Genomic DNA, 12,846 nt, shown 5'->3' with positions numbered 1-12,846 from the left:
TGTAATAATTTTCCAGCTAAAAACAAAAATATATTTAATATTTAAAAATATCTATATAACATTATTTTAATAGGCTTTAAACAGCTATTTTTTTAGATTAAAAAATCGTTTTTTTTTTTTTTGAATTTTTTGCTAATTTTTATTGACTTTTAAATCATCTTAATGGTAAAATCACAATCTAATTTTAGAGTATTTCATTAATAAGGAGTTTCAGAAACATGGAAAAGTTGAATAGAAAAATTTTTCTTTCCGCTTGTGTTGCTACTTTTGTAGCTAGCTCAGCTGTAGCTATAGAACCATCTAATCCTAGACCAGGTGTTATCGATGACTTTCAATTAACACACCTAGGGGGAGGGGAATATCAATTCGTTTCATCAAAAAACCCACAAGGTAATACCTTTCACATAACAACAGATTTAGGTGATAATGATATAGGTCAAGGTGCCGTATTAGAAACACCTATTAAACACTTAACAATTAACACCCCTGATTCTGTTATCGAAGTAGGTGGAGAAAGAGGTTCTCACTATGGTTCAATAGGCGGTAAGAATCCACACTATTCTTTTGCTATCAAAGCCAAAGAAGTAAATTTCATAGGTAAAAAAAATCCGGATAATGTAATTAACTATCCAGATGCTGGCTTTGGAAATGTAAACCAAGGAGGATTGGATGATAGTTTAATATACAAACCTGGAATGAAGCCAGGCGATATAATCGGAGGTATTGTTGATGATGGCTTTGGTGCAATTTTCAATCCAGATACAGGAATGAATAATGGTGCCCTAACAGATAAAAATCCATGGACTCCAACTTGGATTCAAGATTCAAGAGAAAACGTTTCTTTAAATGTATTCCATAATGGTTTAATTGATGGCAATGTTAATATGGACCACGCAAACTTTAAAGTTATAGCGGGTAATTTCAATGGTACTAACTACAATGGCGCTTTAACCATAAACGGCGATCTTTTTGCGCATGATTCATTATTTACTTTACATGGACCACACCAATTCACTGTAAATGGTAATGCGGTAATTAGAAATTCTGTATTTGAGCTTGCCAACTTTAGCAACCCTGTATCAGAAAAAGGTGTTTATTTGCTAAGTGCTACAAACTTCAATAAAGAATTTACAGAAGTAAATACAGTTAGAAATGTATTACTAATCCCAGAAGGAAAAATTCTAGGTCTTAAAGGTAGTGCATTGGCAGAGTATGATGATCAAGTTGTAAAAGTAATCATTGATCAAGATAAAAAATACTTCAACTATAGATTAAATATAATTGGAAATGATGCTTATGCTCAAGGTGGCTTAACAAGTAGCATTAAAAATATCAATATTAGTGATTTATTGAAAGAAATGAGAATTGAAGTTTTAACTCAATTACACGATTATTATGCTCAAAAAGCTTATGAGCAAAATCAACAACATCCTGGTGTTGATCCTAAATTTGACTATAGTCAAATCCTAGCTGATCTTAAAAAACAAATGAATGATATAACTTCCAATGAAAAAGTTATTACTTATGGACAACAAATTGATTCAGTTTTAGCTTCTTTGAAAAATTCTGACAGACAATTAGCAGCTAATTCAGCTTTAATTAATGCTATAAAAGGCGATGTTAGACAAGCACAAGCTGTTGTTGATTCAGCTAGAGAAAGTGCAAACAACTCTAATCGTCAAGGTGCTATTCAAATCATCAATCTAGCTAACGAAATGGCTATTGCAACTAGAATGGCTCAATCAAGAAACGTTGGTGAAAATAGCGTATGGGCTAATGCTTTTGGTGGTGCTAACATGATTGGTAGTGATAGTGAAGGTGTATACGGAACTACTATAGGTATCGACAGACAATTTAATGATGCTATATTCTTTGGTGCGTATTTAACTTATGCTGATTCACAATTAAACCATAATTCATTAAATCAAGATTCTAATAACTTACAATTAGGTCTTTACTCAAGAATCGCAAACGGCCAACATGAATTTGATATTAAGACATATGCACAATTTAGCTTTGCAGATCAAGAAAGATTTTTAAATGGCACTAGCAATAAATCTGATTTCACACAAACTTATTTAGGTGCAAGCGGTAGTTATGGCTATGTGTTTGATTTTAGTGATAATTTCTCAATCAAACCATTAATCGGATTAAATCTTTACTATAGCCACACTCCAGACTACACAGAAAATGGTCTTTGGGCTCAAAAAGTTTATTCAATGGATAGCTTTGCAGCAAGTGCAGAACTTGGAGCAGAATTTAGAAAATTCTTTAATGGTGGTAGCTATTTCTATGTTACTCCAAAAATTGAACAATTCTTTGCTATGAGTGGAGATAACTTTAAAGCTCGTTTTACGGGAAGTGATTTTAGTTACAATGTAGCTGGCGCTGAAAAAGACAAAACTTTTGGTAAAATTCTTATCGGAAGCAACATTAGTGTTACAGATAGATTCTCTATTGATCTAAGTGTAGGTGCTAAACAAATCCTAGGCAATAAAGATGATAATACTGATGAAACTTATATAACTGGTAATATTGGTGTTAAATACTCATTCTAATTAATAAAAAAGAATTCTTCTTATACAAGCATAGGTAAATTTACCTATGCTTATTTACTTTCTTATTACATATTTTTAAAAAAATTACATGGAAAAATTATGACTTTAATATCTATTTTATGTATTTACACAGCCTTTTTGGTTTTTATATCTTATATGCAAATTTCTTTTTTAAAAAAAGAAAGAGAAAAACAAGCGATTATTTTAAATGAGCATGATTATAAAAATGCTGCAAATATCGCCATAGAAAATGAAAAATACAAAATCTTTTCTAATCTTTATAATCTGATAATTAATATTTCTTGGATTAGCTTTGGCTTTTTGTATTTAAAAGAAGTTTTCATAAAAGAAAATTCGACTTTAGAAAATACTTTATTTTTACTTGCATTTTTATTGGTTATTAGTATTTTAAATTTACCACTTAGTTATTACGAAAGCTTTATAAAAGATAAAAAACACGGCTTTTCAAATATGACTTTAGCTCTTTTTGTTAAAGATAGTATTAAATCTTTAGCTCTAATGCTTATTTTTGGCTTTTTAATCATTTATGCTTTAGTATTTTGCTTTGAATTTTTTAACACATACTGGTGGATCGTTGCTTTTGCTTTAAGCTTTATAATCATACTTATTATAAATCTCATCTACCCTACACTTATTGCACCAATGTTTAATAAAATGAAAAAACTTGAAGATGAGAATTTATTAAAAAAAATCACCAATTTAATGCAAAAATGTGGCTTTAGTGCAAATGGTGTTTATGTTATTGATGCAAGTAAAAGGGATAAAAGATTAAATGCTTATTTTGGCGGTTTATTTAAAAGTAAAAGAGTGGTGCTTTTTGATACACTTTTAAATGCCTTAAAAGAAAAAGAACTCATTGCTGTTTTAGGTCATGAGCTAGGGCATTTTGTGCATAAAGATTTACTAAAAATGTTATTTGCTAGCGCTTTTATGCTTTTTGCTTTATTTTTTATCTTTGCACACTTACCAAGCTTTTTTTATATTGAAAGTCACTTAGATGGAGTAAATGCTGGAGTTTTTGCACTTTTATTGATTTTTGGAAATATTTTTACTTTTATTATCTCTCCACTACTTAATAAAATGAGCCAAAAAAATGAATTTAATGCTGACTTACATGGAGCAAAACTAAGCTCTAAAGAAGATATGAAAAATGCTCTCATAGCTTTAGCAAAAGAAAATAAAGCCTTTGTTAAAACAAGTAAAATTTATACTTTCTTTCACCTAAGTCATCCTTGTATTTATGATAGAATCAAAGCTTTACAATGATTTCAATCAAACAAGCTTTAGAACAAGCTTATGCAAAGGACCCTACTCACAAAGAATATATACTTTTTATTCTTTGTGAGCTTTTGCAAAAAGATAGGGCTTGGGTTTTTTTAAACCCTGAATTTCAAATCGATGAAAAAGTTTTTTTAGAATATGTTGATAGATTTTTATACGGCGAGCCTTTTGAATATTTATTTCAAAAAACGCAGTTTTATGGTTTAGATTTTTTTATTAAAAAAGGGGTTTTGATACCACGTTTTGATAGTGAAATATTACTTGAAAGATGCTTGGAAATTTTAGATCATAACTCTTTTAAAAATATACTTGAAATTGGCTTTGGGAGTGGAATTTTAAGTATTTGCCTAGCAAAGTTAAAGCAAATTTTTATACAAGCTTGCGATATTAATCCAAAAGCACTAGAGCTTGCTAAAAAAAATGCAGATTTTCATCATGTTTTAAATTTAATTAACTTTCAACTTTGCGATTTTAAAAGCATGCGTGGAAATTTTGACTTTATTTTTTCTAATCCACCTTATATTAAAAATGACTATCCTTTAGATAAATGGGTGCAAAATGAACCACATAATGCTTTATTTGGAGGAGATAAAGGCTGGGAAATTTTACATGAAATTATCCTTTTTGCCAAAAATCATAACACAAAAGTCTTAGCGTGTGAGTTTGGTTATGATCAAAAAGCAATTTTAAATAAAATTTTAGAAGAAAATGGTTTTAAAGCCACTTTTTATCAAGATTATAATGGATTTGATAGAGCCTTTGTTGCGTGGAATTTAAAAAATTAGACTATAATTATCTTTTTATAGGAGAAAATATGAAATCAATATATTTATTTTTACTAGCAAGTTTAATTGGTATTGAAATTAGCATAGGTGTATTTTTAGCTCCGACTATATTTTATCCTGCTAAATTCATAGGCGAAGGGGTTTTAACTCATTTTCAAAGCGGACTTTTAATGACACACATTTTTGTACAATTTGGTTATGTTTTGCTAGGTGTGAGTGTTTTATCTATTTTAATGGAAATTTTCTCATTTAAGGATAAAAATTTAACTTTTAAAATAAATTTTTCAAAATTTATGCTTTCTTTAATCATTTTGGCACTAAGTTTGCTTTTTGTATTTTACTTCACTGCTTATGTTTTAGAAGCACAAAGCTTAGGAGAAGAAGCAACTAAGACTCAAGAATTTATAAAAATTCATGGTGCAAGTGAAGTTGTGATGAAAATTATCATGTTATCACAAGTAATTTTGTTTTTTTTAAATTTTAAAACAAAAAAGTGATATAATAAGATAAGTCTTTAAAAGGAGTCAAAGATGAAAATAGGCGATATAGGAACAACTCAACAAAATCATTACTTAAACCAAGCACAAAAAAGCCAAGAAAAAGCTTTAGAAAATATAGCTGCAATGCGTGCTATAGATGGAAGCGATGGGGCAAATTTAGCCATAGCTGATTCTTTAAGAAGTCAGTATGGCACCATAGATCAAGGTGTTTTAAACGCATATGATTCAGTAGGTGTTTTGCAAATTGCAGACTCAGCGCTAAATAACATCTCAGCTACCGCGGATAGACTTAATGAACTTTCGGTACGCTCAAACAGCGCTGCATTAAATGATAGACAAAAAAGTATGTTAAATACTGAAGCAAACAAACTCATAAGCTCAATCAATGATGCATTTTCAAATGCAACTTTTAATGGAAAAAATGTCTTCCAAAGTATGGATTTTGTTGTTGGTACTGGAGTTGAAAGTATTAATTTAAATCAACCAAGCACAGCAAATTTAAGCCTTGAAAACCAAGATGGAATTCGCGATTTTCAAGATCAAGTAAGTTCTTTACGCGCAGATATTGGTGCTGGGATCAATGCTATCCATTCCAATATTAACTCATCTTTGCAAACTAGCATTAATACCAAAGAAGCTGAAAGCAAATTACAAAATAATGACTTAGCGCAAAATATCAACGATTTTAATGCAAACTACTTAAAAGAAAATGCATTTTTATTTGCAAATGCTCACTCAAATGTAATGCTGCAAACCAAATTAGCAAGCTTACTTCAATAACAAAAACCCCCAAAATAAGGGAGTTTTTTAAGGAAAAATATGCAAGATAATGCTTTATTAAAGCAAGTTTTAAAACACCCTTTGTATGAAAAAATTCAAAACCTTAGTGAAAAAATTCAAAAATCAAGTTATCTTATAAATGATAGTTTTGATATTTTTTGTGATAAAAGCTTAGATAACGAGATTAAAGAAATTGCCTTAGAATTAAAACCTTGGCGCAAAGGACCTTTTAAAATCAATGATTTATTTATAGATACAGAATGGCAAAGTTTTATTAAATTTAATATATTAAAACCACATATGCAAGAAATCAAAGGCAAAATAGTTGCAGATATTGGTTGTAATAATGGCTATTATATGTTTAAAATGCTTGAATTTAATCCTTTAAAACTCATAGGTTTTGATCCTTCTATTAAGTATTATTTGCAATTTTTACTTTTAAATTCTATTGCTAAAACTCCTATACAATATGAACTTTTAGGGGTAGCTAATGTTCCAAATTATGGTATAAAATTTGATGTGATTTTTTGTCTTGGTGTAATTTATCACCGCAGCGATCCTATAGCCATGCTAAAACAACTCAAGCAATCTTTAAATAAAGATGGTATAGTCTTTTTAGATACTATGTATATAGAAGATGAAAGAGAAATCGCTCTCATTCCTCAAAAAACTTACTCAAAAATACCAAATATTTTTTTTATTCCGTCGATATTGGGTTTAAGAAATTGGTGTTATAGAGCTGGATTTAGTGAATTTGAAGTTATAACGACTAAACAAACTGATCATGAAGAGCAAAGAAAAACGCAATGGATTGACTCTTATTCCTTAGATCAATTTTTAGATAAAAATGACTCAAATTTAACTTGTGAAGGTTATGAAGCACCAAAAAGAGTTTATGTTAAATTAAAGGTGTAAAAATGGCAAGAGCAGCAAGCGCTGTTAGCATAGAAGAATTAATAGATCCTGAAGAATTAAATCGTATCAAATCAGAACTTATCACTTGTCCTGGGATAAACAATACTTTAGCAGGAAGTATTTCTCATATAGAAAAAAATTTTGCTAAAGGCATTTTAATCACAACTCATGATATGGCAGTAGATGAGCTAGGATTAGTACACAGTGGTTTTGTATTTAATGCAGCTAATTATATAGCTCAAGCTGCAATCAATAAAGAATTTAGTGTCTTAATAGGCTCAAGAAGCTTTTTTTACGCTCCTTTAAAAGTCGGAGATATTTTAAATCTTGAAGCAAATGCTCTTTTTAGCGATGATTCAAGAAAAAGAGAGGTGAAGGTTTCAGGTTTTGTTAATGAGATTAAAATTTTTGATGCATCTTTTCAGGTTGTAACAACCGAAGATCATATATTTAAACTTAAACAGAGCCAAAACACTACAAACAACAACCAAAACCAACAAGAACCTGCCAAACAAGAAACAACACAAGAAGAACTCAATGCAGCCTTAAAAGGAATCGGGGGTTAAAGGCAAATCCACCCAATTTTTAGGGCATTCCTTATGGTAACCCCCGCTTGCATCGTAATACTCTTTGCAATCATCATAAAAGCGATTTGAAACCCCTCTTTCATTTACAAAACAACCACCAAAAAATAATGCTAAAAACCCAATGAAAAATATTTTTTTAAACATCTCTTTTCCTATTTTAATCTTATTTGCCTACGCCATTTATAAGGCTCTATAGGATTTTCATCTGCCCATAAACCTTTTTTATTTTCTTTGGCATAATTTTGCTCATTTACATATAAATCACTATAGTGTTCATAAGCCCAAGCAAAACCATTTTTAACCATAACTTGATTAATATCTTTATCGTTTAAATACACAATGGCTAAAATTCTACCATATTTATCCTCATCTTTTACACTCAAAACCACTTCTTTGTTTAATACAATTGCACTTAAAAACTGCATAGCCATCTTTCCATAAGCTTGATCACTCTCAGGTGCATCTATACCAAAAAGTCTAATTTTAAGTTTTTTATCTTCAAATTTAGCTTCAATAGTATCACCATCTATCACATGACTTACTTTGGCATTAATATAAGATCCACCATCATAGTTTAAGATATAAGCAAAAGCGATTAAAAAAAACATAATTAAAATTTTCTTTGGATCTTTTAATAAAGTTATAAAAAAAATAATTTGTTTTTTAGAAATTTTCATTTAAACCTCATCTATATAAAAATATGCCATAATTATAAAAAAGGAGATTTTATGCAAGAAATTATACAAAATTTTAAACAAATTACTCAAATACCTCATTGTAGTTTTAAAACCGAAGAATTAAAAAATTTTCTCATTGATTTTGCTAAAAGTCACAACTGTCAAGTAAGCGTTGATAGTGCAGGCAATATCCATACATACAAAGGAAATCCAAAAATTTGTTTACAAAGCCATTATGATATGGTTTGCATGGGAGAGGCTCCAAATATACAAATGTATGAAGAAAATGGATATTTAAAAGCTAAAAACTCGAGTTTAGGTGCAGATAATGGCATAGGCGTGTCATTAATGATGCAAGCTTTAAAAGACTTTAAAAACATCGAATGTCTTTTTACTAATGATGAAGAAGTCGGCCTTTGTGGAGCAAATAATCTTACACATACTTTGATTTCAAACAAGCTGTTAAATTTAGACCATGAAAGTGATGATGAGGTTGTTATAGGTTGCGCTGGTGGAGTAGATATTTTTGCTAGTTTGAAATTAGAAATAGATGAAAAAGAAGGCGAATGCTATGAAATAGAAGCAATAGATTTTAAAGGCGGACATTCAGGGATTGATATTGTTAAAAACATCAAATCTTCTATCAAAGAAGCAAGTTACTTTATCACTCAAAATCAAGGTGAACTTTGTGAATTTAAAGCAGGTGAGAGAATCAACTCTATTCCAAAACATGCCAAAATCATAGCATTTTTTAAAAATCCTCCAAAAAAAAATAATCATTTTAAAGTAAATTATATAGGCAAAATCAAAAGAACATATTATAAAAATTCTCAAGTTATTTTAAATATTATCAATGCTTTTGCACAAGGTGTTAGAACTTTCAATTATCATCTAAATTTAGTCCAAACAAGTATCAACCTTTCATTGGCTTATGAAAAAGAAGGTAAATTTCATTTTGAACTTTTTGCAAGATCAAATGATTTACAAGAGCTTAAAAATATAGAATTTGAAACCTTAACCTATTTTAAAATGCAAAGCTGTGAAGTTTCAAGTGCAAATTTTTATTCACCTTGGGCTAATAAAGATACTAATTTTGGAGAAGAAATTCTAAGTTATTTTAAAAAAGAAAATCCAAATGCCAAACTTTACACCATACATGCTGGTTTAGAATGTGGCATTATAAGTGAAAAACAGCCGCTAGAATGTTGCTCTATAGGGCCAAATATTTATAGCCCTCACTCAACAGATGAAAAATGCGAAATAGTTTCTATCGAAAAAATCGGTAAAATTCTTTTTGCTATCTTAAAAGATTATCAATAAAGCATAGATAAAAACCAATATTTTAATAAATAAAATTAAAATATTGGTAAATATTTATTTAAATAATAAAAAATTTTATTTACTATTAATAAAACTTGCACTATACTCTCGTATATTTCAAAAAAAACAAGGAGAGAGTATGGAAATGCTAACTAGCCTTAGTGAAGGCACTCAATTTAGTATCCAACTAGCCGTAGTTCTCATTTGTCTTTTTTATGGGGCAAAAAAAGGAGGTATCGCTCTAGGTTTATTAGGCGGTATAGGTTTATTGGTTTTAAGTTTTGGTTTTGCTGTAGCACCTGGAAAACCTTCAATTGATGTAATGCTTACTATTTTAGCTGTTGTTGTAGCAAGTGCAACCTTACAAGCTAGCGGTGGTTTGGATGTAATGTTACAAGTAGCAGAAAGAGTTTTAAGAAAAAACCCTAAATTTTTAACTATTTTAGCACCTTTTGTAACTTGCTTTTTAACTATACTTTGTGGGACTGGGCATGTTGTTTACACCATGATGCCTATTATTTATGACATTGCCATTAAAAATGGTATACGCCCAGAAAGACCTATGGCTGCCTCTAGTATTTCTTCTCAGCTTGGTATCATCGCAAGTCCTGTTTCTGTTGCTGTGGTAAGCTTAACAGCTTTACTTTTAAATCCAGAAATAAACAAAAATCCTTTAGCTGGGTTTGATGGTTATGTAGATTTGCTTGCTATTACCATACCTTCTACTTTAATAGGTGTTTTAGCTATAGGAATTTTTTCTTGGTTTAGAGGAAAAGATCTTGACAAAGATGAAGATTTTCAAGCAAGAATTAAAGACCCAGAACAAAGAGAATATATCTATGGAGATAGCAAAACACTCCTTGGTCAAAAACTCCCAACTATTCAATGGGTAGCTATGTGGATTTTCTTAGGTGCTATTGCTATTGTTGCACTTTTAGGTGCTTTCCCAGAACTTAGACCACAATTTACCTCAAAAGGTGTTACTAAACCTATGAATATGGTCGCAACAATTCAAATGTTTATGCTCTTAGCGGGTGCAGCATTAATTATCTTTACCAAACTTGATGCAAGCAAAATTGCAAAAAATGAAATTTTTAAATCAGGTATGATAGCTTTAGTAGCAGTTTTTGGAATTTCTTGGATGGCAGATACAATGTTTGCAGTGCACACTCCTATGATGAAAGAGTCTTTAGGGAATATAGTTGTTGAATACCCTTGGACTTACGCTGTTATGCTTTTATTAATTTCTAAATTTGTTAATTCTCAAGCAGCAGCGATTGCAGCATTTGTGCCACTTGCACTAGGAATTGGTGTTGAACCAGGTATTATCATTGCCTTTGCAGCAGCTTGCTATGGATATTATATTTTACCAACTTATCCAAGCGATCTTGCAACTATACAATTTGACAGATCAGGAACAACAAAAATCGGTAAATTTGTTATAAATCATAGCTTTATTTTGCCAGGATTAATTGGTGTTATCGTATCTTGTATAGCAGGATATTTTCTAGCTTTAAGCGCAGGATATTTATAAAAATAAAGGGCTTATCATAAAGCCCTTTTTTTATTTAAATGCTTTTTCCAAATCAATAGGCATAGCTTGATAACCAGTGCTTGCTCCACTAAAACGAATTTGCACTGAAGGCTCTTTAGCTCCCCATTTAAACTCATCTATTTCAGGTCTTGGCTCGCCCAAAGCAACACCTTTGTTTAAATCAAAAGCCATTCCAGCAGTGGCACTATAAACCACTATAGAATTTTTATCTTTATGATACTCAGTTAAAGAAGTAACAGGCGAAAACCACTCATTACCTCTTTGCTTACCATACTCCCAAATTTGTTCTACGGTTTTATTTTTTTGATCTATTTTATACACAACCGCTCTTGAGTATTTCATCGAAGCAAAAGCAGGTTGTTCTATACCCCTTGCATCACCATTATCAAAAGCCGTGATATAAATATATCTTTTATCAGATTTTTCATCTATTCTAAATGCAGTATGCTGTGTCCATGTAAAATCAAAACCACCATCTTCATTTTCATAACCAGGGCATTTACTATACTCATCTTCACAAACTATTTTTTTACCATTTTTATCAATAGGTTGTAAAAGTGCTTTTTTATACTTTTCTCCCCATCCTTTGTGTGCTCCTAGTATCCATTTTACTTTTTTATCACGGCCTATTTTTATAATAGCACTTTGATGACGACTTGAAATAATAATACTATCATCACTTGGATCATAATCTACACTATTTACATGAGCCCAGTTACGACCTACTCCAGTGCCTGCTATATCACCAAAAGAATCACTTGCATCCATTTTAGCTAAATCCTCATCACTTAAAGTAACCCCTGCTTTACTAGAATCAATATTCAAACAAACAGCGCCTTGATCTAAAGCTTTTATAACATTTGCTCTATATGGATCTAAAATTTCAAAAAGCCTCCACTCATCTACCACATTGCCATTTTTATCAACTTCTACTATCACATCACGCACTGAACGCACATTTTTACCATCAGGACGCTTAACATTGGCAGAAGCTACCCTTAAAAGGTAATTTCCATTTTGCATATCATCCATAGAATGAGAAAAGTCTATATAAGAAGAAGGCAAAATACGATTAAAAATTTCTCTACCCATCAAATCATACTTAACATATCTTTGACCAAATCCAAAACTTAAAGCCCCATCTTCATTTTGATGAAAACCCATCATAATACCACGCTTATAAATATTACCCCAATCCATTAATTTATCACTATCTAAATACCAACGAATTTCACCTTTTGTATCAATGATAAATGCATTTGAATTCTCATCCCACTCCATTGCACCACCTGCTGGGTTATTCCATACAGCTTGAGAGCCTTTACCACTTTGTCTTCCTGGAGCATTGTTAACCAAATACAATCTATCTTCAAAACCCTTATCTACTTTAATCACTTCTACTTTTTCAAAAGGTACACCTCTTTGCATAAGACTTCCACTAGCTTCTATATTTACTCCACCAGTTGCTATTTTATATACCTCATCTACTACTTTTTCACTTTTTCCAAAAGCAGTTTTGGTATAACTTACTTTTGCTGTATTTAAATATGATGGATAAAGTCCAAAAACAGGAATTCCTCCATAAGTTTTAATTTTATTAGGGCTAACCTTATAAGATATAGTCTGTCCATTTGGTTTTGGAACTATAGTTACACTTACATCACTTAGTTTATATCCACCATCCATAATTACAGCACTAAGCGGGGATAAACCATAAGGATTTATTTTTATAGCACCAATTTTACCTTGAATCTCCCAATTAATACTAGTACCACTAGGTCCACCCATAGCCAAAGAAACATTAGGCGCAACTGCAACGATACTACTAGCAAGTAAAATATTACTTACAATTTTACTAATTTTCATT

The 12,846-nt window shown here is 30.7% G+C and carries 12 protein-coding genes; 9 read left to right on the top strand and 3 right to left on the bottom strand.

The genetic code is table 11. The annotated features are described in order from the left end of the window. The first annotated feature begins 218 nt into the window (after nt 1-218). The 7 genes from EL235_RS02970 (at nt 219) to EL235_RS02940 (ending at nt 7,406) form a co-directional block, all read left to right on the top strand. Nucleotides 219-2,558, top strand: a complete 2,340-nt coding sequence (locus EL235_RS02970) for an autotransporter outer membrane beta-barrel domain-containing protein (protein WP_126340769.1) — start codon at nt 219-221, stop codon at nt 2,556-2,558. Between the two features lie 99 nt (nt 2,559-2,657). Continuing rightward, nucleotides 2,658-3,845, top strand: coding sequence for a M48 family metallopeptidase (locus EL235_RS02965; protein ID WP_126340768.1), 1,188 nt, complete (start codon nt 2,658-2,660; stop codon nt 3,843-3,845). Continuing rightward, the gene (locus tag EL235_RS02960; protein ID WP_232017403.1) at nt 3,845-4,645 is read left to right on the top strand and encodes a HemK/PrmC family methyltransferase; all 801 of its coding nucleotides are present in this window, start codon (nt 3,845-3,847) and stop codon (nt 4,643-4,645) included. Before EL235_RS02965 ends, EL235_RS02960 begins: the two co-directional genes overlap by 1 nt. Before the next feature lie 29 nt (nt 4,646-4,674). Next, complete coding sequence (locus tag EL235_RS02955) at nt 4,675-5,142, top strand: DUF4149 domain-containing protein (RefSeq protein WP_039628182.1); 468 nt, start codon at nt 4,675-4,677, stop codon at nt 5,140-5,142. Nucleotides 5,143-5,175: 33 nt separating this feature from the next. Continuing rightward, entirely contained in the window at nt 5,176-5,925 is a 750-nt protein-coding gene (locus EL235_RS02950) for a flagellin (protein WP_114640193.1), read from the top strand. Between the two features lie 39 nt (nt 5,926-5,964). Then, the gene (gene cmoB / locus EL235_RS02945) at nt 5,965-6,840 is read left to right on the top strand and encodes a tRNA 5-methoxyuridine(34)/uridine 5-oxyacetic acid(34) synthase CmoB (RefSeq protein ID WP_114640192.1); all 876 of its coding nucleotides are present in this window, start codon (nt 5,965-5,967) and stop codon (nt 6,838-6,840) included. A gap of 2 nt (nt 6,841-6,842) precedes the next feature. Then, nucleotides 6,843-7,406 (top strand): hypothetical protein, encoded by a 564-nt coding sequence (locus EL235_RS02940; protein WP_039625668.1) that lies wholly within the window; start codon nt 6,843-6,845, stop codon nt 7,404-7,406. On the opposite strand, the gene EL235_RS02935 is transcribed toward EL235_RS02940, so the two are convergent. Continuing rightward, complete coding sequence (locus EL235_RS02935) at nt 7,386-7,571, bottom strand: hypothetical protein (RefSeq protein ID WP_039625666.1); 186 nt, start codon at nt 7,569-7,571, stop codon at nt 7,386-7,388. The genes EL235_RS02940 and EL235_RS02935 overlap by 21 nt on opposite strands. A gap of 8 nt (nt 7,572-7,579) precedes the next feature. Further along, nucleotides 7,580-8,104, bottom strand: coding sequence for a thermonuclease family protein (locus tag EL235_RS02930; protein WP_232017400.1), 525 nt, complete (start codon nt 8,102-8,104; stop codon nt 7,580-7,582). Between the two features lie 51 nt (nt 8,105-8,155). Between EL235_RS02930 and EL235_RS02925 the strand changes: the two genes are divergently transcribed. Both EL235_RS02925 and EL235_RS02920 read left to right on the top strand, forming a co-directional pair. Further along, a complete protein-coding gene (locus EL235_RS02925; protein ID WP_126340766.1) occupies nt 8,156-9,424 on the top strand; it encodes a M20/M25/M40 family metallo-hydrolase in 1,269 nt (422 codons plus the stop codon). Between the two features lie 139 nt (nt 9,425-9,563). Further along, on the top strand, nt 9,564-10,958 hold the full coding sequence (locus EL235_RS02920; protein ID WP_039625660.1) for an anaerobic C4-dicarboxylate transporter: 1,395 nt from the start codon (nt 9,564-9,566) through the stop codon (nt 10,956-10,958). A gap of 30 nt (nt 10,959-10,988) precedes the next feature. Here the strand turns inward: EL235_RS02920 and EL235_RS02915 are convergent, their stop codons facing one another. Then, nucleotides 10,989-12,845, bottom strand: coding sequence for an aryl-sulfate sulfotransferase (locus EL235_RS02915; RefSeq protein WP_197719681.1), 1,857 nt, complete (start codon nt 12,843-12,845; stop codon nt 10,989-10,991). Between the last annotated feature and the right edge of the window lies 1 nt (nt 12,846).

This window comes from Campylobacter lari (assembly GCF_900638335.1).
In the GTDB taxonomy this organism is placed as follows: Bacteria; Campylobacterota; Campylobacteria; order Campylobacterales; family Campylobacteraceae; genus Campylobacter_D; species Campylobacter_D lari_E.
The sequence above is the reverse complement of the archived record's forward strand: the minus strand, read 5'-3'. Positions and strand labels throughout refer to the sequence as shown.